Genomic DNA, 20,647 nt, shown 5'->3' on the forward strand with positions numbered 1-20,647 from the left:
CTATTTTTATATTTTTGCGCAAACTAAAAGCGCGCGTCTTGGAATTTATTAAACACCTGATTGATTTTATACTGCATATTGATAAACACCTGTCGGATATTATCAATCAATACCAGGGTGAAACCTATTTTATCTTATTCGCCATTATTTTTGCGGAAACAGGTTTTGTGATCACTCCATTTTTGCCCGGCGACTCACTTTTGTTTGCTGCCGGAGCTTTAATAGCCGGAGGTAATACCGGGTTGGATATTTATTTGATGGCTATCATCCTCATCATTGCCGCCTTCGCAGGAAATACCGTAAACTACTTTTTGGGTAACTATTTAGGTGTTAAAGTATTTAAACCCCAAAACAAGATACTTAAGCTTGATTATTACCTGGAAACACAGGCCTTTTTTACTAAACATGGCGGCAAGGCAGTTATTTTCAGCAGGTTTATACCTATTATCCGTACCATAGCGCCTTTTGTTGCCGGTGTGGGTAAAATGCCTTTTTTGCGTTACAGCCTGTATAACATTATAGGCGGCGCATCATGGATATTGATCTTTTTGTTTGCAGGTAAGTTTTTCGGCGACCTACCATTCTTTAAAAACCACTTCTCGTTGGTATCATTAGCCATTATACTGATATCGGTAATACCGGCAGTTTATGCAGCTGTTAAAAGCCGGTCGGTAAAAAAGGCGGCTTAATACCCAAACATTCGCCTCGACTTTTTTCCGCGGTAAGCATACCATACCGAATAAGCCGGGCCCAATAAAAAGAATACAAAGCCCGCGTTACCAGCCTTGCCTGTGGGTAATATCAGTGCTGCTATTATTGATAACACACCTATCACTCCGGCTATCAGGTTTGCGTAGGCAAACGAATTGGTCTCAAACAATTCGGATGGGGTTAAGTGTAGCTCAAGCGCTTGGCTTTTGGCATTGCGGTACATCAGGAAAAACAAAAAATAAATAATACTCAGGCCGGCCGCGTAAATGATCATCAATGGACCTACCTGTTCTGTGGTTATTTTGGCTACGCGTTCGCCGTGTTCAACAAAGTAATCATCGGTGCTGATGAGCGAGGTTAAAAATTTGAGCGGGTATACATAGATCAGGGATACAAAAAGCAATATTGCGTTAAGCAAAATGGTGTAATTATCGGCCAGCCCATACCTGCGGAAAAATTTGTTTTGCATGTTCCATACATTAAACAAAAACGCAAAACAGATAGCAAAGCTTACCACGCCCATCATCATATCCAGCAGATCGGTAAAGGTTTTGGGTACCTCAACAGATACAATGATCAGTGTAAGCGCAAAAGCAAACACACCATCGCTAAACGTTTCGAGCCGGGTAGGTTCGTGGCTGCGCCATTTGATGCGCTCCTTGGGTTTTTTGTTGATAATTGTTCTTAACATAAGCGTTACTTTGTTAAAGCTACTAATTTTCCGGTTTTATAAGTATGCGGCTTATTCCATGCAGCCGTTTTTCGTAACTGCCGCCATTGTGTTAAAGGGATAATTGCCGAATAAGAAAACCCCATATCATTGGCCATTACATCCCAATAATAAACTTTTAAAGTATGAGGATCAACGCAAAACCGGCATACCGTTCTAAACATGCTTCCGCCGTAGCCCATTTTTATTTCGTAATACTTAAAGTCGCCGTGCGGCTCATTGTCTATCATTAACGCATGCTTACTTTCAGGGTCTTTCCCGGACGAGGCTAAAAAAACTTTTACCTCCGGTACCTGTTGAACCTTTGCAATCACTGTCGCGGCTATTCGTTCGTTGGATTTTTGCGTGTTTTTGAGTTGCGCGCTACTTTTTAAGCAAAGCACGCACAGGGCTACCAATATAATAAAACAGGGTTTCATTTTTCGGATCTATTTGTACTTAAAGCTAATGCTTTACCCGCTTTGTACGAGGCTTCTTCCTGTATTAATTTTTGTTTCTGTTCGGGCGTTAAGGGTATGGCTATCAATTTATCCAGGTTGGGCTGACCGGCATCAACCCATGCGGTAAACCAATAGTTGCCGATCTCGGAAATGGAGAGACGCATTTGACGCTCCACCATACCGTGTAACAATTTTTGATAGGCAGCGGCATATTCAATCGTATAATCTTTAACCTTGCGGTTGCCGCGCTTAAATTGCCCGTACTTTTTATCATCAGTAAAAGTGGCATTAAGCTGCCGCTCGAATACCAGTACCGAGTCGACACACTTAAAAGTACGCCGGCACATTTTCCAGGCTTCTTTTAACGGGCTTGGGATATACAGCGCCGGCGCAGCACGGTAATGGTACCCATCACTGAAAAGCTCGACCACACGGGTTTCCCAAAGAGCATGGATCCCGTCCTGGTGAGTCAATTGTCCGTTATAGTTCTCAGTCATGTGCAAAGGCACGTTGGCATCGGCAATGTAATGCCCCAGGTTGGCCGATGTGCGTAAAATGTCCATGGTGTCCCTGCGCTTAAAAGCATCCACCAGTTTATAATAATAATGCTGGATGGTCCAGGGTACGGTGCCGTACTTATTGAGCGAGTCGGCGCTGTACTGGCGCTCGGCCTCGGCCCAGCGCTCGGGTATCTTTTCGAAGGGCTTTTTGCCATAATGGTCGGCATCCAAAAAATGTTTGGGCCCTTCGGTCGAGTCGACATAGCGTTTTTTATCAGGGTCTACGGCATGTTCGGTAATAAAATCGATATTGGTCCTATAAAAATTACTCATGCCCTTAGGAAGCGTAAAAACAGCAATGCGGTTAATGCGCCGGTGGCCAAAGAATCCCCAGGAGCAACACAACGTAACAGCAAAGACGCTTAAAAGTAAAAGGACAAGCTTTTGCTTCATGTTGTAAGAATGTAGTTAAGTTTTTTTTGTCTTTTTAGGTATCACCACTCCAGGCCGTTTTTTAATCGGCAAACTCGATTTAACGATCGTTTTACCTTCGCTCAACACGGCATTGGGTTTTAACTTAGCCATCGAGTTGGCATAAGCATCAACCACCAGGCGGGTGGCATAGGCTACCGGGAAACTACCTTTATCGGTTACCCGGATATAGCGGTATTGTTTGCCATTGCCTAACAACATCTTTTCCGGATCGGCAATTTGCGAGCCCCAGTAAAAGCCAAAGTGTACATCCTTATTACCGTAAACGGCTACCGAACAAAAAAGATCGCCCTGCTTTTCAGTTGGCGACCAGCCAAAGGCCAGCGCATTATAATTATCGTAGATCAGTTCGTTACATTGCGGGTACGCATCCCAAACAAAATTGCGCAGCCATAAAGCCAGCTCCTGTATCCCCGGCGTAAAAGAGGAAAGGAAGTTAAGCAGGTCGGTGGTGTCTGATTTGGACATGGAGGCGAAATTTCTATCTTAGTTATTAAAGATAAACTTTCTCTATAAAATGATAGAATTAAATTTTAACGAATACCGGATACAATGCATTAACGAACCTGCTTACAAAGTAGGGTCAATGGACAACACTTTTCAATATCGGCATATTTACGAAGAAGGCTCGGAACATATCCCAACAATGCATGGAGTGAAAATTTATAAAAATGAGCAGTTAATAAACAGCATCATTGTTGCGGCTGTTGGCGGCAGCACAGCAGTGCACGAAACTGGGATGCTTATTGACAACAATAATTTGTTGTTATGCTGTGCAAATTATGTTTTTTGTTTGGCTTTGCCTGCACTCTCCCTTATTTGGAAGGTACAAGCTGACATTGCGACTTGTTTTGAAATATTTGCTATACCCGATGGCTACATTATACATGGAGAGTTAGAAATTACACGACTTGATAAAAACGGTAATATAGTTTGGCAGACAGGCGGGAACGATATTTTTGTTTCTCCCGATGGCAAGAATGGGTTTACAGTTTCAGAGGACCAGATCATAGCTACTGATTGGAATAACAAAATCTACAGAATGGACTGGAACGGCAAAGAAATAATTAATGAAGACTAATAATTAAAACGTTACCGATCAGACAACTTCAGCCTTACTTACTATTAACTCGCTATGATACTGGCTGAGCGCCCCACCACCAAGGCGGGTACTCTTAGTTGGTCCGGATTTGAAATCCGAACTTTATATTTACAAAACTTGTTTGATTCAGTAAGTTTCCAAAATAGACTCTAAGCCACGCCTTTACCTACGATGCAACAAAATTGTAGTTTTGTGTTCCGACAGCAACAGGATTCCCCGCTGTATAAAATTTGTACGATCCGCCTCCCGTCTTCACTATATTCGCAAAATCGCCTTCCAAATGCCCAACTTGTGTTTTCGCATTGATATCAGCAATATCAATGATCATCAGTTGAGGTACTCCCCATTCTTTTCTAACGGTCGCGGTATATATTTCCATTATTGTTTTTTGATAAAGATAAACTAATTCAACCCGATTCCTACCCAAAAACAAAAAAGCCCGGCTTTTGCCAGGCTTTAAATATTTATCTTTTCGAGTTTCCCCCTTTAGGGGGTTAGGGGGCTTACTTTGCAAACGCTACCGAGCGGGTTTCCCTGATCACAGTAACTTTGATCTGGCCCGGGTAGGTCATTTCTGTTTGGATACGGTTCGAGATATCGGCAGCCAGTATTTCTGATTGCGCGTCGGTTATCTTTTCGCTTTCAACCACCACACGCAGTTCGCGGCCGGCTTGTATCGCGAAGGTTTTTTCAACACCCGGGTATGACAAAGCTAACTCTTCCAGTTCTTTCAAACGTTTGATATAGCTTTCAACCACCTCGCGGCGTGCACCCGGCCTTGCACCCGATATGGCATCGCAAGCCTGGATGATAGGCGATATCATCGAGGTCATCTCCACCTCATCGTGGTGGGCGCCTATCGCGTTGCAAACCTCAGGGTTCTCTTTATATTTTTCGGCTAACTGCATACCCAAAATAGCGTGTGGCAATTCCGGGTTATCATCAGGTACTTTACCAATATCGTGCAGTAAGCCCGCACGTTTAGCCAGTTTTACGTTTAAGCCTAATTCTGCAGCCATGGTTGCGCAAAAGTTGGCAACCTCGCGGCTGTGCTGTAACAGGTTTTGCCCGTACGATGAGCGGTAGCGCATACGACCCACCATCCTGATCAGCTCAGGGTGTAAACCGTGGATACCTAAGTCGATCACGGTACGTTCGCCTATTTCAACAATTTCTTCTTCTATCTGCTTTTTGGTTTTGGCAACCACCTCTTCAATACGTGCCGGGTGGATACGACCATCGGTTACCAAACGGTGCATGGCCAAACGGGCAATTTCACGGCGTACCGGGTCAAATCCCGAAAGGATAATAGCCTCAGGTGTATCATCTACAATGATCTCGATACCGGTAGCAGCTTCCAGCGCGCGGATGTTACGCCCTTCACGACCGATGATCCTGCCTTTAACCTCGTCGTTATCAATATTGAAGATTGAAACCGTATTCTCAATAGCGCTTTCGGTAGCGGTACGTTGTATGGTTTGGATAACCACTTTTTTGGCTTCCTTAACAGCGGTTAGCTTAGCCTCGTCTACAATATCCTTGATCTGCATCATGGCTTTGGTACGGGCCTCTTCGCGCAGGTTGTCTACCAGCTGATTTTTGGCATCCTCGGCCGATAAGCCTGCAATACTTTCCAGTTGCTCAATATGCTGATTCTTTAAAATCTCTACTTCATCTTGCTTTTTAACTGCAAGTTCGGTTTGTTTTTCCAGGTTTTTGCGCAAATTATCCAGCTCCTGGTCTTTGCGGTTGGCATTCTCCAGCTTTTGGTTGAGTGATTGTTCTTTTTGTTTCAGGCTGTTTTCGCGCTGGTTCATGGCATTGTTTTTACCATTGATATCCTGCTCGTGCTCGGCCTTCATTTGTAAAAACTTCTCTTTTGCCTCTAATAACCTGTTCTTTTTTAGTAATTCAGCTTCGTTTTCAGCCTCTTTCAATATCTTTTTAACCTTAGCCTGGGCAGCAACCTCCTGGTCCTTAAAAAGCTTCCTCAGAAAAAAACGGCCAATGGGTACGCCTGTTACAACGCCTACCAGCAGCCCGATAATTAAGTATAATATATTGTTCATGATTATAATTGGTGTAAATAAAAAAACCGCAACTAAATTTTAAGCCTCATGTATTATTAAACTTCGATAAAACGACTGAAGGCTGGGTCTTCGTCAGATTTTTATTATTAAATGACGTACACCACCTCACCTTCATCAATATTGAAGTGTTAAGTTTATAAATAGTGAAACTTAAAAATTTAACTGCGGTTAAATCTTAATTTGCTCGTTATGTGTAAAGAACGTTACTGCTTCGAAAAAAAGTCGGTTAACAAATGATCAAGCTGATACACCTTCTCCGCAACCTGTGTATCATCGGCACCAACGCGTTTTTCGGCCTTTAAAGCCGATGTAGCGAAGTGCAGCACACACATGGATAACAGATCCTGTTTATCTTTAACCGCGTAATTTTCCTGGTATTCTTTTACCCGGTCGTTGATCAATTTAGCCGCTCTACGTATTATTTCTTCCTCTTCCATGTTTACCTTTAAAGGGTAAACTCTGTCAGCAATATTTATTTTTATGGAGATTTCTCCCATTGAGCTATTTCACTTTTCCGTATTACTTTTTAAGTAACACAATACATTTATCTATTTCCCGCACAAATTCGTTAATTTTTTGCTTGATGTCAAGGGTTTTTTCATTTGTTTCAGAAAACGACTTGGCAAGCTTCACTACACGAAGCTTTTCATCAAACTCTTTATTTTTTTCTTTGCTTATGTTCAGGGCCACTTTTAGCGATTCGTTTTCCAGTTTTAGCAAATCGTTTTCTTCCTGCAAGGCCCCGCAAAGTTCTATTAATCTTTCTGTTTTTTCTACAACTATTTCTAATTGTTCAGCTAATACAGCCATTGTTTGTTAGTAGTTATTGATGTTGTGTTATTAAGTTACTGAGTTATTGGCTATTGATTTTGTACTTCACTCAATATTAAATTAATATCCCCGTAACTTAAACAATTACAAACATAGTAACTAAATAACAATTAACTTAATAACCCGTTAACTTATTTATTTGGCCGCGTTCTCAGTCCTGATCCTCGAAGCTATTTTGATTCCGGACTCAAAAAACTCCCAACCCAAGACTTATTTCCGGATTTCTGCTCCTGCTTCCTTACCAAAGTTAAAGATCAGTTTCTGCATAATGCTGTCAATGGCTTTATCGGTCAGGGTTTTTTCTTCATCCTGTATCACAAAGCTTAAAGCATAGCTTTTTTTGCCGGCCGGCAGTTTATCGCCAACGTACACGTCGAATACATTTACGTCTTTCAATAGCTTGCGCTCGGTTTTCTGGGCTATTTGCTTTAACTGCTGGAAGGTTACATTCTGATCGATCAGCATGCTCAGATCACGGTTTACAGCAGGGAACTTCGATACTTCCTGGTAAACGATCTTGTTTTTACGCACCAGGTTCAGCAGCACGTCAAAGTTAAAGTCGGCATAAAATACTTCTTTGTCTACGTCGGCCTTTTTCAAAGGTGCTTTCGCAACAGCGCCAAAGCTCACCAATACTTTGCCGTTTTTGGTGTATTGCAGGCCGTAGGCCAGGTTGTTATGGGCAGCGTCATCAACAGTATAATCCTTTACACTCAATCTGGAAAGCAAGGTATCAACAACAGCTTTTAAATTGTAAAAAGTAACGGCCTTGCTCTTCTGGTTCCAGTTGGCTGCACTGTCAGCCCCTGTTAAAAATACCGAGAAACGCTGGTTCTCCGCATACTTATCCTCGCGCACGTTGTATACCTTGCCAAACTCATACAGTTTAAGGTCGGCAGCCTTGCGGTTTTGGTTATAGGCAATAGCCTCCAGGCCCGAGTAAAGCAAAGTTTGGCGCATAATGTCCAGGTCGTTGCTCAGTGGGTTCAATATCTTCACCGCTTCGTCAATGTTCTCGGCATAAGCCGCTTTGGTGAGCGAGTTGGCCAGCATTTCGTTAAAGCCATTAGCGGTCAGCAGATCAGATATCGTGTTTTGCACGGTATCCTTATCCGGCCTGCCCGAAGTATTGAGCGATGCACGGATCTGCGTTGGTATCTCAATGTTATTGTAACCGTAAATGCGCAGTATCTCCTCTATCACGTCCACATCGCGGGTAACATCAACACGGTAGGGTGCTACTTTTAGCGATAAACCCTCTTTAGTTTCGTTTACCACCTCAATATCCAGCGCAGTTACAATGTTTTTAATGGTATCGTTACCGATGGCTTTGCCGATCAGCCTGTCCACATTTTTATAAGCCAGCTCCACCTCGAATGGCGCAACAGGGGCAGGGTACAGGTCTGCAATACCTGAGGACACTTGTCCACCGGCTACTTCCTGTATCAACAGGGCCGCAAACTTTAAGGCAAATACCGGCATATCCGGGTCGGTGCCGCGCTCAAACCTGAACGACGCATCGGTTTTTAACCCATGCCTTTTTGAGGTTTTTCGTACCGATACCGGGTTAAAGTAAGCACTCTCTAAAAATATAGCCCTGGTGCTCTCGCTTACGCCCGAATCAGCGCCGCCAAATACACCGGCAATACACATTGGCTCGCTGGCGTTGCATATCATCAGGTCGTCGGCAAACAGGGTACGGTCAATTCCATCAAGGGTTTTAAATACCGTTCCGGCCAAACCGGTTTTAACAATCACTTTGTTGCCTTTTATAGCGGCGGCATCAAAAGCATGCAACGGCTGGCCCAAACCATGCAATACATAGTTGGTTACGTCAACCACGTTGTTGATGGCGCGTATGCCGATAACGGCCAGTTTTTCCTTGAGCCATTTCGGCGAATCTTTTACTTCGATACCCGAAATGGTGAGGCCCGCATAGCGCGGAGCAGCGGCAGCATCTTCAACCACAACTTCAATGTTCAGGTCCTGGTTATCAATCTTAAAAGCGCTCACATCAGGTTTGGTAACCGGCAGTTTTAAAAATGCTGCAATGTCGCGTGCCGTACCCAGGTGCGATGCCGCATCGGCACGGTTGGGGGTTAAGCCAATTTCGTATAAATAATCGTCGGTAAGGTTAAAGTAATCTTTGGCTAAAGTACCTACAACGGCACCGGCATCAAGCACCATAATACCATCATGATCGGTACCCAGGCCAATCTCATCATTGGCGCAAATCATCCCTGCCGATTCCTCGCCGCGTATTTTTGATTTGTTGATCTTAAAAGGCTCGCCCGCGGTTGGATATACGGTTGTACCCACAGTGGCCACAACCACCTTCTGGCCAGCGGCCACATTTGGTGCACCGCAAACAATCCGCAGATCCTCGCCCGTGCCCACGTCAACTTTGGTAACGCTTAAGCGGTCGGCGTTAGGGTGCTGGTGGTGCTCTTTAATATAGCCTATTACCAAACCTTCCAATCCGCCGGGTATAGCCTGAACTTTTTCAAGGCTTTCCACCTCAAGGCCAATGCCGGTAAGGATTACGGATATTTCTTCGGGAGTTTTGTCGGTATTAATAAATTGCTTTAACCAGTTATACGAGATCTTCATTGCGTGCAAAAAAATGAATGGCAAAGATACGATTTAAGCAGAAAGCTTAAAGGCGAAAGGTAAAAGGTTTTTTCGATGTGCAGATGTGCAGATGAATAAATGTGCAAATTATTTCACCGATTAGAATCATTTGCATATCCGCACATTTTCGCATTTGCACATTATTCTGGCGTGCCCCTATCGGGTTGGGCTATGCGCTCATACTACACAGGCCTTAGTCACAGGCCGGTATCCGCTTCTATCCCTCACGCAAGCTGTATTACACAAATAATAAATCCGAAATCGAAAATCCGAAATCCGAATCAAATCATCCCCTCATCGCCAAAGCTAAAGTAGCCGTCGTCGGTTACAATAATATGGTCAAAAACTTTGATTTCGAGGATGCGTCCGGCTTCGCATAAGCGCCTGGTTAAAGTTATATCCTGCTCACTGGGTTTTAAACCGCCCGAAGGATGATTATGTGCCAAAATGATACTGGCCGAATGGTTTTCTAAGGCTATCTGGAAAACGATCTTCGGATCGACAATGGTAGCAGCCAAACCGCCTTTGCTGATGAGGTGCGTACCGGTAACTTTGTTGGATTGCGCCATGGTAATGATCCAAAACTCTTCGTGGTTCAAATCGGCAAAAAGGCGGTACAGTATTTTATAGGCATCGCGGCTGCAGGTGATGCTTTCAACTGCCTTGGTTTCGGTATCATCTCGGCGGCGACCCAATTCCAACGCTGCAATAATCGATATGGCTTTGGCTTCACCGATGCCTTTAAATTTCGAAAGTTCGTTAACGCCTGCTTTGCCTAAGGTGTTCAGGTCATTTTTGTAATGGTGCAATATCCGTTTGCTCAGCTCAACTGCCGACTCATCCCTGCTGCCGCTACCGATCAGGATGGCAATCAGTTCGGCATCGGTTAAATTACGCCTGCCTTGCCCCAGCAGTTTTTCGCGAGGGCGGTCTTCTTCGGCCCAGGCTTTAATACTGATCTTGCTTTCGTAAGGTTCCATTGGTTTAAAGCTAAGATAAATGTGTGAATATGGCAATGTGCAGATAACTTTTTAAAGCGTCATTGCGAGCGATAGCGTGGCAATCCCCGACTTACAGAGCCGCTCAGCACGGCCGACCTTCAAGTTTGGGATTGCTTCGTACCTCGCAATGACGCGTGGAGAAATTGCTCCAAAACAAAAAAGCGTCCCGATTTTCATCAGGACGCTTTTTACAAAACCTTTTAACAGATTTTGTTATATTATGCTAAGCCGTTAACAAATTTAGTCAGCTTTGACTTATTGTTTGACGCTTTGTTTTTGTGGATCACGTTCTTTTTGGCTAAACGATCAAGCATCGAAATTACTTTCGACAATAACGGAGTTGCTTCCGATTTCGAAGTAGTGTTTCTTAATCTTTTGATAGCGTTACGGGTTGTTTTTGCCTGGTAACGGTTACGTAAACGCTTCGCAGCGTTACTTCTGATTCTTTTAATGGATGATTTATGATTTGCCATTGCTTATAGCTTCTTTTTTCGTTCTGTTTTAAGGACTGCAAATATACGCACTTGTTTTTAATTTGCAAATACTCAATAAAAAATAATTCAGTTATGTTTTAACTGCGATTTTTATGACGGCAAAAGTACAACAATTATGATGATGTAAGCCCTTGAAGAAACTCCGGGGGAATATTTTTACCGGAAACATGCCGTTTAATCAGCAACAGTTTTTAGTTTTACATTTCGATACCATAAATTATGGCAGCAAAAACTAAACCGTCTGATACCACTGCAACTGCAAAGCGCCCAGTTGATGTTTATTTTGATAAATATGCCGAAAGCCATCAAAACGAAACCAACGAGTTGATCCATTGGATATGTGTACCCATCATTGTGTTTAGTTTACTGGGTCTGGTATGGGCCATTCCGTTTCCGCATTTAAACTTTATGGGGCAGTATAACGGCTATTTTAACTGGGCCTCGTTCCTCATCGCGTTTGCTATATACTATTATTATAAGCTGTCGCCCGTATTATCTTACTTTATGCTGCTGGTTGTTTTTGCCTTTACCTATATGATCATTGTTTTGGAGCAGTGGCACAAAACCGGCGGGCCGGCCCTATGGCTATCGTGCCTGGTATTGTTTGTACTGGCCTGGGTAGGGCAGCTCATCGGCCATAAAATTGAAGGTAAAAAACCATCGTTTTTTGATGATATCAAATTTTTACTCATCGGCCCCATATGGCTGCTGCATTTTATATTGATCAGGTTAAAGATCAGGTATTGATAGGGTAAGAGATTACGCCCATAAACCAGCCATTTACATTACAACTTTTTAACCTTTAAGCATTCAAACAAACTCATCCGGGTATTTTGCTTTAATTAACTAATTTTCTATATATCAAGAACTTAACCTGTTTATGTTAAGACAATGTAAACAGTGAGTTGAAATTACATTAAAATATCGCCACTTATTTCCAAGAAAAATAATCTACTGTTAACATAGACTTAATGTGTTGAGGCAACCTTTGTGATAAAATCAAATCATACATGAAAAAGCTTTACGCATTACTATTAACCGGCCTCATCCTCGCTATAGCCGGTGTAGCAAACGCACAGATCACAAGCGCCACCATCAGTGGTAAAATTGTCGATCAAAAAGGTGCGGCAATGCCTGGTGTATCTGTATATGTAACCAACAACAGTACAGGCACCCATTATGGCGCGCAATCAAACACCGATGGCCGTTACTCTATTCCCAACGTAAATCCGGGTGGCCCTTACAGCATTACGGCCAGCTTTATCGGTTTCAAAAAAGAAGAAAGAACCGATATTACCATTACTTTAGGTAACGCTACTTACAACTTTAAAATGACGGACGCAGCTACCGAATTAAAAGCAGTTACCGTAGTAGGTGGTGCTACTAAAAACGGTACCAGCACTAACGTTAACCAGGCTCAAATACGCCGTATGCCTGCTATTAACCGCAGCTTAACCGATATTACCCGTATCACACCGCAAAGTGCCAATAACTCGTTTCAGGGTACCAACTTCCGTTACAACAACTTAACGTTAGACGGTGCTATCAATAACGACGCGATCGGTTTCAGCCCATCATTAGGTGGTCAAACCAACCAAAGCGGTTCGGTAGGCAGCAGTACACGCACCAGCCCGGTATCATTAGATGCGATCCAAGATGTACAGGTTTTTGTTGCTCCTTACGATATCAAAATTGGTAACGTATTAGGTGGTTCAATTAACGCAGTAACCCGCAGCGGTACTAACACTGTTACCGGTTCGGTATACGGTTACGGTCGTGGTGCAGGTTTGGTAGGCCCAAACAATGTGCCGGCTAACGTAGGTGGCGATGGCAGCAGCGAACCAGGCGAATTTCACGATTATAACGCAGGTTTCCGCGTAGGTTTCCCGTTAATTAAAGATAAATTGTTCTTCTTCACCAACGAAGAGATCTCACGCCGCCAGGATCCGGTGATCAGCGGTGCAGGTACTGCAGGCTCGGCAGCTATCCTTTCTGTGCAAGATGCCCAGGATATTACCGCTGCATTTAAATCTTACACAGGTGGTATTGACCCGGGTACTTTTGGTAACACAACTATTTTCTCAAATTCGAACAAGTTTTTTAACCGTTTGGACTGGAACATTAACGATAAAAACCAGTTAACCTTACGTAATAACACCATCACTTCAACCGCTACTAACTTAGAGCGCGATGGTGCTAACTTCCGCTTCAGCGGTATAGATTATACTTCGCACAACAACTCAACGTCGTTTGTTGCCGAGTTAAAATCACAATTGTCAAACAGCTTCCATAACAGTTTATTGTTAGGTTATTCAAACGTTCACGATTATCGCGATCCTAACTCTAACCCTGCATTACCACAGATCGAAATTACCGGCCGTACAGCGGGTACTACCATCTTTTTAGGTACCGACCGCGAGGCTGCAATTTTTGATATGCACCAAAAGGTAATGGAGTTTACCGATAACTTAACTTTTAGTAAAGGCAACCACAACTTTACTGTTGGTACGCATAACGAGTTTTACGATATTACCTACAACTTTGTAAACGCCTGGAACGGCCGTGTGGCTTTCTCAAACATTGACAATTTTACAGGTACATTCAGAACAACAGGTACTCCTGCTGCATTCTCACCATCACGTGTACGTACAAATTATTACTACTCGGATTATTCGGCTAACACCCGCGATAACATTTTGGCCAACCCATCGGCTAAATTTAATGTTAACCTGTTAAGCCTTTATGGCCAGGATGAAATACAAGCTACAGATAATTTGAAAATTACTGCAGGTATCCGTTTGGATTACGCCGGTGTGCCAACAAAACAGCCACTAAGTACAAAAACTACAGGTGCTGCTGTTGATTCTTATTATGGTTCAACCTTTACCTATACCAAGCCAAAAGACATCACCAATACTTACTTAGATAATGTACAGATCAACCCGCGCGTATCATTTAACTATGATTTAAACGGTGACCAAAGCGTTATTATCCGCGGTGGTACAGGTACATTTACCGGCCGTGTACCATTTGCATGGTTTGGTTACGCGTTTTATAACAACGGTAACACCTTTGGTGCTTACGATAAAAATAACATCGTAGCCGGCACAGGTACTGCCATTACTCCGGGTACAAACCCAATACAAGCTTTCCCTAACGGTGGTTTAGGTTTTGTTAATACACAGGTTCCGGCTGTTAACACTACTGTAACCGGCTCAACCCAGGTTGACTTGATTGACAATAACTTTAAAATGCCGCAAGTTTGGAGAACCAACTTAGCTTTCGATTTTAAAACACAAGATCTGTGGAAATTTACCTTAGAAGGTATTTATACCGATGTGATCCGCGATTTAAAATTCCAACAGGTAAATACACAGGATAACGTAACTTATTATCCTTATGATGTTAACCACGTACAGCCAATATTTATAAACGCTAAACCGTCGGCTAACTTTACCAACGCTTACGAATTATCAAACACCGACCAGGGACACCGTTACAGCATTACCGCACAGGTTGCTAAAACAGTAGGTGGCTTTGATGGTAGTGTGGCTTATACCTACGGCGAATCGAAAGACGTAACCAACGGTATCCGTAACTCAATGGAATCGAACTGGCAGTTAAACCAGGCCGGTAACCCAAATAACCCGCAAGCGGCTTATTCAAACTTTGATGTTCGTCACCGCATCGTATCAACTTTAAACTATCATGTTGGCTGGGGCGCTACTAAAAGCATGGTATCAAACTTTACTTTCTTCCTGAGCGCGCAATCGGGTAACCCATACACTTATGGTTTCTATAACAGCCAGATCAATGGTACAGGCCAGCAAGTTAACGTTGCTTACATTCCAAATACAGGCGAAACGATCAAATTGTTCAGCTTAACTCCAACTGCACCAACTGCAACTGAGGCAGCACAGGCAGCAGCGTTTGATCAGTATATCGATAGCAACCCGTACTTAAGCTCACGCCGTGGCCAGTTCACCGAGCGTAACGCTGCCCGTACACCCTGGAATACCCAACTTGATTTCCGTTTCACCCACGAGTTCAACTTCGGTACCAAACACAAACAAAGCATTACCTTTACTTACGATATTATTAACCTGACTAACCTGTTAAGCAAAGACTGGGGACACTACTACTTCTCGTCTAACACGTTTAACTCAACAGCCAGCGTAGGTTTAAAGGCAGCTGCAAAACCAACTTTTGTTAGCGGTGGTACAACAGCAACCTACCCAACTTATACCTGGGCAGATCCGGGAGTACCTTACCAGGTTGACCTGTTTGCTTCACGTTACCAAATGCAGTTTGGCATACGCTATAGCTTCTAATAAGTCCGAAAGTCAGTAAGACGGAAAGTCCGAAAGCTGAGAGCATATGCTCCCGCCTTCGGACTTTCTTGTATATAAAGCTTTTTGGCGTTGCTATCTTTCGGTCTTTTCGGACTTACCGACTTCCGGACTACAAATTCTTCCCCAGCTTCTCCAGCATCTCATGCGGTACTTTTTCCAGGTCGAGCACCAGGAAACCGTCAAGGCAATCGGCAAACTTAGGGTCAATATTGAAGCAGATAATTTTGGCGTTAAGCGCGATGTACTGACGCAATAGTACCGGCACTTTAAGAGTGCGGGTTTCTACCTCGTCTATCAGCTTGTCGATGGTTTTAAAGCTATCCTCGCCCTCTAAAAGCAGGTCGGTATCAATACTCGAAAAATCAACTTTGAACCGCTTATGCGGCTTAACATACTGCGCCATATCATGATCGAAGTGATTGCGGTAGATATAATCCACAATAAGCGATTTGGAGAATTTTGAAAAGCTGTTGCTGATACTTACCGGCCCGATCAAATAGCGGTAACGTGGGTTATCGATCAGATATTTTAAAATGCCCTTCCATAACAAAAATAGGGGCAGGGGCTTTTGCTGGTATTCTTTACGGATAAACGAACGGCCAAGCTCAAGGCTTTGCTTTAGCACAGGGGTAAACTGCCCTTTAATTTTGAATAGCTCGGCAGTGTAAAAACCTTTTTTGCCCAGGCTGTAAAATATTTCGTCGCCAAGCCCGATGCGGTAGGCACCCACGATCAGTTTGGCTTCGTTATCCCATATAAAAAGCTGGTTGTAGTAAATATCATATTCGTCCAGATCAATGCTTTTGTTGCTCCCCTCGCCAACCTCACGAAAGGTGATCTCGCGCAGGCGCCCAATTTCGCGGATAACATTGGGTATGGCCGATGTGGGTGTGATAAAAACCTCGTATTGCTTTTCAACCCAAACGCTATGCTCATCGCGCAAAGCGTTAACCTCTTTTTCTAAAATAGCCGCACTGGTTTCTTCAATAATGGGTTGAGGGCGTTTTTTTATTTTAAAGATGCTGCGCCTTTTAAACAAACGCTTGTCTTCTTCCAGTCCGGCACCCAGGGCGTATGTTTTGGCCCTTAAAAAATTAAGCAGCTTGGTAGTGTTTCCATTGTATGGGATATCGGCCACCTGGATGGGCTTACCTATACGTAGTTTAATAGTATGCCCCTGTTTGTTGAATAATTCCGACGGCAGTTTGGCGGTGCGTAAACTTGGGTGTATCATGCTTAGCAAATTGAAAAGTACACCATTATTGCCATGGAAGTAGATGGGTACAACCGGCAAACCTGCCCTGGCAATTATTTTGCCCACCACCGGGTGCCACTTTTTATCAGTTACCTGCTGTGTTTCAAAATGAAAAGTAGATACCTCGCCGGCAGGAAAAATACCTATCGGGGTACCTTGCTGTAATAACTCGAGTGTGTTTTTTATGCCGCTGATGCTGGATGAATGCTCAATATTTTCGAAGGGATTAACTGCTATAAAGTAATCGCTCAGGTTAGGTATCTTTTTAAGCAAAAAGTTGGCCATCAGTTTGGCATCGGGCCTTATCATACAAAGCAGTTTAAGCATCACCATGCCTTCAATACCGCCGTAAGGATGGTTGGCTATGGCAATGAAACCGCCCTCGGCAGGGATGTTCTTTAGCTCACGCTCATCAAAGTCGATAGATACGCCACAGCCTTCTAAAATAGCATCCACAAACTCGGGGCCCTGCTTGGGTTGTGCGGATGCGAATAGCTCGTTAACCTGGTTAATTTTCATTACCTCCATTAACAACGCCGCAAGGCCTGGTAATCGTAACTTATCTAATTTGGTGGCTTTGGCAAATTCGGATCGGGTTATTATCTTCATTGGGGATAAAAAATGTAAAGCTTGCAGATGTAAGCTGTAAAAATATTCATTATTTAGCTAAACAGATAGTGTTTGAATGAAACAGTCACTCAGAAGTTACTTTGAGATAACAAAAAAAGAATGGAACGGCATGGTAGTGATGCTCATTGTCATCGCGGCTATTATTGCCGCGCCTTATATCTGGCATTACTTTCACCGTGAGCCGGCGATGGACCTGAAAGAGTTTAACAAAATAGCCGCTCAATTAAAAGATGCCAATGGTAACCCGGCCGAAGAATATGCCGCCGATGATACCCGGAACCCACATCCTACACTTTTTAACTTTAACCCCAATAAACTGCCTGCCGAACAATGGGCCAAATTGGGTTTAAGTGCAAAACAGATCGGTATACTTAAAAACTACGAAGCCAAAGGTGGAAAGTTTTATACCAAAACCGACCTGCAAAAAATATACTCCATTACACCCGAAGATTATAAACGGCTGGAGGGTTACATTACCTTGCCGGCGCAGTTTGCCAGTACAAAAACAGATGAGGTTGTAGAGATCAACGCCGCCGATTCTACACGTTTAACCCAGGTTAAGGGCATAGGGCCATCGTTTGCGTCGCGAATTATAAAATACCGCAGCCAGCTTGGCGGGTTTATTAAAAAGGAGCAACTGATGGAGATCTATGGTATTGATACGGCAAAGTACCAGGAGATAACCCCTCATATCATCGTAAACGCAGCCCGGATCAAAAAGATCCACATCAATACCGTAACGGTTGACGAGCTGCGGCCCTTCCCTTATTTAAACTTTAAGCAAATGAATGCGATGGTGCAATATCGCGCCCAACATGGCGATTATCATTCGATGGAAGATTTGCGCCAGGTAGCCATACTTGATGCCGAAATTTTGCGTAAAATTGCGCCCTATTTAACCTTCAAATGATAGAACAACAAGTAAAAGCAGCAGTTCGCGACATTCCTGACTTTCCCAAACCGGGTATTATATTTAAGGATGTTACCCCGATATTGAAAGATCACCGGCTTTGCCAGGGTATTGTGGATGCTTTTGCCGAAAAACTTCAGGGTATAAAGATCGACGCTGTAGCCGGTGTTGAGAGCCGCGGCTTTTTGTTCGGACTAATGCTGGCCATGCGTTTGGGTGTTCCGTTTATCCCGGTACGTAAAGCAGGTAAACTGCCCCATACCGTTAAGCAAAAGGTGTACGAACTTGAATACGGCACCGCTACCATTGAGTTGCACACCGATGCCTTTGAACCCGGCGCGCATATCCTTATCCACGATGACTTGTTAGCGACAGGCGGCACGGTTACCGCGACCAGCCAACTGATACAAGAAATGGGCGGCCATGTTGCCGGTTTTAGCTTTGTGATAGGTTTAGGCTTTTTAAATGGAGAAGAAAAGATCCGCCCGATATCGGACACGATCATTACGCTGGCAAAGTATTAAAATAGATTAATGCATTTTCTAACCCCGGCCGTCTGCGTTAGGGATTGCAGCGGATACCGGCCTGTGGCTAATGCCTGTGCAATATGAGCGAAAAGCCCGACCCGCCGGGAAACGCCCAAATACTAAACATGTTTTATACGATCGATAACATGTTATGACGAAACCTCGCCGTCAACCTAAAAATAAGAAAATATTTTTCATCTTATTAAGCTCGTCATTTCTTAATCTGTTTCAACTAAACTCATAATCTATACCAAAAACCGTTTTATCCTATCATATTTAAGGTTTTTGAACCCGATGCGTCCATTTTTATTTATTATGTTTGCATAATAAATAGCAAATTTTAATGATGAGTTTCCCTGTCGATGTATCCGCCGGATACGATTTTTCAATAAGCGACAACCAGCAGATGGTTGCCCAAATGGTTAAGGATTTTGCTGAAAAAAATATTCGCCCCCACGTAATGGAGTGGGACGAAGAACAGATCTTCCCGATAGAGTTATTCAAAAAATTAGGAGAGTTAGGTTTGATGGGCGTGCTTGTACCCGAAGAATACGGAGGTTCAGGCTTTGGCTATTTCGAATATGTAACTACTATAGTAGAAATTGCAAAAGTATGCGGTTCGATAGGTTTATCGGTAGCGGCGCATAACTCGTTATGCACCGGTCATATTCTGGCTTTTGCCAACGAAGAACAGAAACACCGCTGGCTACCTAAACTGGCTACCGCCGAATGGATAGGAGCCTGGGGGTTAACCGAAGCCAATACCGGATCTGACGCTATGGGAATGAACACCACTGCAGTATTAGATGGCGACCATTATATTGTTAACGGCTCAAAAAACTGGATAACCCACGGTAAATCGAGCAATATTGCCGTGGTGATGGTGCGCACAGGCGAAAAAGGCGATTCAAACGGCATATCGGCATTGGTGATTGAGAAAGGCACGCCAGGCTTTACCCATGGTAAAAAAGAAAACAAGTTAGGCATGCGTGCCTCCGAAACTACCGAACTGATATTTGACAACTGCCGGGTGCCTAAAACTAATTTGCTTGGCGCGGAAGGGGGCGGCTTTAAACAGGCCATGAAAGTATTGGATGGCGGGCGTATATCAATTGCCGCGTTATCATTAGGTATTGCCAAAGGTGCGTTCGAGGCGGCGGTAAAATACGCCAAAGAGCGTCATCAGTTTGGCCAGCCTATTGCAAACTTCCAGGGCATCTCGTTTAAAATAGCCGATATGGCAACCGAAATTGAAGCTGCCGAACTGCTGGTTATGCAGGCGGCTGATCTGAAAAATCGCGGTCAAAACGTAACCAAACAATCGGCAATGGCTAAATACTTCGCATCCGAAGTTGCTGTAAGGGTAGCAACGGACGCCGTACAGATCTTCGGCGGTTACGGCTATACCAAAGATTTCCCGGTTGAAAAGTACTACCGCGATGCCAAACTGTGCACCATCGGCGAAGGGACTTCGGAAATACAGAAGATTGTGATTGGGAGGGAAGTGCTAAGGTAAAACGGATATATTGCGTTAGGGATAGCAGCGGATACCGGCCCGTGGCTAATGCGCGTGCAGTATGAGCGAATAGCCCGGCCCGCAGGGAACGCCATGCATAACGCTATATTAGCGTTATGAAACGTGGAATTGGTTTTATTATTTTTATTGTACTATTCGGAGGCTTTTTAATTTTAGCACGAAGAGGGAAATACTCAGAGTTTCACAGCGATAAGATTGACGGTACCATCGATACAATTTACCGGTATCGTGATTATGTAATGTTTACTGTAAACAAAAAAGAGTATCGTATAATTCCCCAAAGCATCAATTCAACGGTGTGGTTTGATCATAGGGCGTATCGCGGCGATACCTTAAGAAAAGCAGCAGATCATGATACTTTAACGTTACTTCACTCGGGCGAGCAGTATTTATATACTGTACAAAAATGGTAAG

The 20,647-nt window shown here is 43.6% G+C and carries 20 protein-coding genes; 8 read left to right on the top strand and 12 right to left on the bottom strand.

What is annotated here, in order from left to right:
* Positions 1-38: 38 nt before the first annotated feature.
* Positions 39-689 carry a DedA family protein gene (locus ACFGVR_RS11245; RefSeq protein WP_448702921.1) on the top strand — a complete coding sequence of 217 codons (651 nt, stop codon included), beginning with the start codon at positions 39-41 and terminating at the stop codon, positions 687-689.
* Here the strand turns inward: ACFGVR_RS11245 and ACFGVR_RS11250 are convergent.
* The 4 genes from ACFGVR_RS11250 to ACFGVR_RS11265 form a co-directional block, all read right to left on the bottom strand.
* Complete coding sequence (locus tag ACFGVR_RS11250) at positions 686-1,402, bottom strand: TMEM175 family protein (protein ID WP_448702922.1); 717 nt, start codon at positions 1,400-1,402, stop codon at positions 686-688. The two genes, ACFGVR_RS11245 and ACFGVR_RS11250, sit on opposite strands and share 4 nt — an antisense overlap.
* Before the next feature lie 5 nt (positions 1,403-1,407).
* Positions 1,408-1,860, bottom strand: a complete 453-nt coding sequence (locus ACFGVR_RS11255; protein WP_448702923.1) for a hypothetical protein — start codon at positions 1,858-1,860, stop codon at positions 1,408-1,410.
* Positions 1,857-2,714, bottom strand: coding sequence for a zinc dependent phospholipase C family protein (locus ACFGVR_RS11260; RefSeq protein WP_448702924.1), 858 nt, complete (start codon positions 2,712-2,714; stop codon positions 1,857-1,859). The genes ACFGVR_RS11255 and ACFGVR_RS11260 overlap by 4 nt, the downstream gene beginning before the upstream one ends.
* A gap of 135 nt (positions 2,715-2,849) precedes the next feature.
* A complete protein-coding gene (locus tag ACFGVR_RS11265; RefSeq protein WP_448702925.1) occupies positions 2,850-3,341 on the bottom strand; it encodes a hypothetical protein in 492 nt (163 codons plus the stop codon).
* 49 nt (positions 3,342-3,390) lie between these two features.
* On the opposite strand from ACFGVR_RS11265, the gene ACFGVR_RS11270 reads away from it, so the two are divergent.
* The gene (locus tag ACFGVR_RS11270) at positions 3,391-3,954 is read left to right on the top strand and encodes a hypothetical protein (protein WP_448702926.1); all 564 of its coding nucleotides are present in this window, start codon (positions 3,391-3,393) and stop codon (positions 3,952-3,954) included.
* A gap of 187 nt (positions 3,955-4,141) precedes the next feature.
* Here ACFGVR_RS11270 and ACFGVR_RS11275 read toward each other — a convergent pair whose 3' ends face one another.
* The 7 genes from ACFGVR_RS11275 to rpsT form a co-directional block, all read right to left on the bottom strand.
* The gene (locus ACFGVR_RS11275; RefSeq protein WP_448702927.1) at positions 4,142-4,354 is read right to left on the bottom strand and encodes a hypothetical protein; all 213 of its coding nucleotides are present in this window, start codon (positions 4,352-4,354) and stop codon (positions 4,142-4,144) included.
* A gap of 124 nt (positions 4,355-4,478) precedes the next feature.
* A complete protein-coding gene (rny, locus tag ACFGVR_RS11280; RefSeq protein WP_448702928.1) occupies positions 4,479-6,044 on the bottom strand; it encodes a ribonuclease Y in 1,566 nt (521 codons plus the stop codon).
* Positions 6,045-6,268: 224 nt separating this feature from the next.
* Positions 6,269-6,562 (bottom strand): cell division protein ZapA, encoded by a 294-nt coding sequence (locus ACFGVR_RS11285; protein WP_448702929.1) that lies wholly within the window; start codon positions 6,560-6,562, stop codon positions 6,269-6,271.
* Between the two features lie 22 nt (positions 6,563-6,584).
* Positions 6,585-6,875 carry a hypothetical protein gene (locus ACFGVR_RS11290; RefSeq protein WP_448702930.1) on the bottom strand — a complete coding sequence of 97 codons (291 nt, stop codon included), beginning with the start codon at positions 6,873-6,875 and terminating at the stop codon, positions 6,585-6,587.
* A 231-nt stretch (positions 6,876-7,106) separates the two neighbouring features.
* Positions 7,107-9,506 carry a phenylalanine--tRNA ligase subunit beta gene (pheT, locus tag ACFGVR_RS11295; protein WP_448702931.1) on the bottom strand — a complete coding sequence of 800 codons (2,400 nt, stop codon included), beginning with the start codon at positions 9,504-9,506 and terminating at the stop codon, positions 7,107-7,109.
* A gap of 302 nt (positions 9,507-9,808) precedes the next feature.
* Entirely contained in the window at positions 9,809-10,507 is a 699-nt protein-coding gene (gene radC, locus ACFGVR_RS11300; RefSeq protein WP_448702932.1) for a RadC family protein, read from the bottom strand.
* A gap of 239 nt (positions 10,508-10,746) precedes the next feature.
* On the bottom strand, positions 10,747-11,001 hold the full coding sequence (gene rpsT, locus ACFGVR_RS11305) for a 30S ribosomal protein S20 (protein ID WP_448702933.1): 255 nt from the start codon (positions 10,999-11,001) through the stop codon (positions 10,747-10,749).
* A gap of 240 nt (positions 11,002-11,241) precedes the next feature.
* Between rpsT and ACFGVR_RS11310 the strand changes: the two genes are divergently transcribed.
* Together ACFGVR_RS11310 and ACFGVR_RS11315 are read left to right on the top strand one after the other, a co-directional pair.
* Positions 11,242-11,769, top strand: coding sequence for an Mpo1 family 2-hydroxy fatty acid dioxygenase (locus ACFGVR_RS11310; protein ID WP_448702934.1), 528 nt, complete (start codon positions 11,242-11,244; stop codon positions 11,767-11,769).
* A gap of 263 nt (positions 11,770-12,032) precedes the next feature.
* Complete coding sequence (locus ACFGVR_RS11315; protein WP_448702935.1) at positions 12,033-15,353, top strand: carboxypeptidase regulatory-like domain-containing protein; 3,321 nt, start codon at positions 12,033-12,035, stop codon at positions 15,351-15,353.
* Positions 15,354-15,483: 130 nt separating this feature from the next.
* Here ACFGVR_RS11315 and ACFGVR_RS11320 read toward each other — a convergent pair whose 3' ends face one another.
* Complete coding sequence (locus ACFGVR_RS11320) at positions 15,484-17,238, bottom strand: GNAT family N-acyltransferase (protein ID WP_448702936.1); 1,755 nt, start codon at positions 17,236-17,238, stop codon at positions 15,484-15,486.
* A gap of 76 nt (positions 17,239-17,314) precedes the next feature.
* On the opposite strand from ACFGVR_RS11320, the gene ACFGVR_RS11325 reads away from it, so the two are divergent.
* The 4 genes from ACFGVR_RS11325 (at position 17,315) to ACFGVR_RS11340 (ending at position 20,646) form a co-directional block, all read left to right on the top strand.
* Positions 17,315-18,169, top strand: coding sequence for a helix-hairpin-helix domain-containing protein (locus ACFGVR_RS11325; RefSeq protein WP_448702937.1), 855 nt, complete (start codon positions 17,315-17,317; stop codon positions 18,167-18,169).
* Positions 18,166-18,693 (top strand): adenine phosphoribosyltransferase, encoded by a 528-nt coding sequence (locus tag ACFGVR_RS11330; RefSeq protein WP_448702938.1) that lies wholly within the window; start codon positions 18,166-18,168, stop codon positions 18,691-18,693. The genes ACFGVR_RS11325 and ACFGVR_RS11330 overlap by 4 nt, the downstream gene beginning before the upstream one ends.
* A 346-nt stretch (positions 18,694-19,039) precedes the next feature.
* Positions 19,040-20,212 carry an acyl-CoA dehydrogenase gene (locus tag ACFGVR_RS11335; RefSeq protein WP_448702939.1) on the top strand — a complete coding sequence of 391 codons (1,173 nt, stop codon included), beginning with the start codon at positions 19,040-19,042 and terminating at the stop codon, positions 20,210-20,212.
* 116 nt (positions 20,213-20,328) lie between these two features.
* A complete protein-coding gene (locus ACFGVR_RS11340; protein ID WP_448702940.1) occupies positions 20,329-20,646 on the top strand; it encodes a hypothetical protein in 318 nt (105 codons plus the stop codon).
* Position 20,647 lies beyond the last annotated feature (1 nt).

Source organism: Mucilaginibacter aureus (assembly GCF_053514885.1).

Bases quoted from the DNA above. Each gene is read 5' to 3' on its own strand.
- ACFGVR_RS11260 (WP_448702924.1), bottom strand. From the start codon at position 2,714: ATGAGTAATTTTTATAGGACCAATATCGATTTTATTACCGAACATGCC.
- ACFGVR_RS11335 (WP_448702939.1), top strand. From the start codon at position 19,040: ATGATGAGTTTCCCTGTCGATGTATCCGCCGGATACGATTTTTCAATA.
- ACFGVR_RS11275 (WP_448702927.1), bottom strand. From the start codon at position 4,354: ATGGAAATATATACCGCGACCGTTAGAAAAGAATGGGGAGTACCTCAA.
- ACFGVR_RS11310 (WP_448702934.1), top strand. From the start codon at position 11,242: ATGGCAGCAAAAACTAAACCGTCTGATACCACTGCAACTGCAAAGCGC.
- ACFGVR_RS11285 (WP_448702929.1), bottom strand. From the start codon at position 6,562: ATGGGAGAAATCTCCATAAAAATAAATATTGCTGACAGAGTTTACCCT.
- pheT (WP_448702931.1), bottom strand. From the start codon at position 9,506: ATGAAGATCTCGTATAACTGGTTAAAGCAATTTATTAATACCGACAAA.
- rny (WP_448702928.1), bottom strand. From the start codon at position 6,044: ATGAACAATATATTATACTTAATTATCGGGCTGCTGGTAGGCGTTGTA.
- radC (WP_448702932.1), bottom strand. From the start codon at position 10,507: ATGGAACCTTACGAAAGCAAGATCAGTATTAAAGCCTGGGCCGAAGAA.
- ACFGVR_RS11270 (WP_448702926.1), top strand. From the start codon at position 3,391: ATGATAGAATTAAATTTTAACGAATACCGGATACAATGCATTAACGAA.
- ACFGVR_RS11290 (WP_448702930.1), bottom strand. From the start codon at position 6,875: ATGGCTGTATTAGCTGAACAATTAGAAATAGTTGTAGAAAAAACAGAA.
- ACFGVR_RS11265 (WP_448702925.1), bottom strand. From the start codon at position 3,341: ATGTCCAAATCAGACACCACCGACCTGCTTAACTTCCTTTCCTCTTTT.
- ACFGVR_RS11255 (WP_448702923.1), bottom strand. From the start codon at position 1,860: ATGAAACCCTGTTTTATTATATTGGTAGCCCTGTGCGTGCTTTGCTTA.
- ACFGVR_RS11330 (WP_448702938.1), top strand. From the start codon at position 18,166: ATGATAGAACAACAAGTAAAAGCAGCAGTTCGCGACATTCCTGACTTT.
- ACFGVR_RS11340 (WP_448702940.1), top strand. From the start codon at position 20,329: ATGAAACGTGGAATTGGTTTTATTATTTTTATTGTACTATTCGGAGGC.
- ACFGVR_RS11250 (WP_448702922.1), bottom strand. From the start codon at position 1,402: ATGTTAAGAACAATTATCAACAAAAAACCCAAGGAGCGCATCAAATGG.
- rpsT (WP_448702933.1), bottom strand. From the start codon at position 11,001: ATGGCAAATCATAAATCATCCATTAAAAGAATCAGAAGTAACGCTGCG.
- ACFGVR_RS11320 (WP_448702936.1), bottom strand. From the start codon at position 17,238: ATGAAGATAATAACCCGATCCGAATTTGCCAAAGCCACCAAATTAGAT.
- ACFGVR_RS11315 (WP_448702935.1), top strand. From the start codon at position 12,033: ATGAAAAAGCTTTACGCATTACTATTAACCGGCCTCATCCTCGCTATA.
- ACFGVR_RS11325 (WP_448702937.1), top strand. From the start codon at position 17,315: ATGAAACAGTCACTCAGAAGTTACTTTGAGATAACAAAAAAAGAATGG.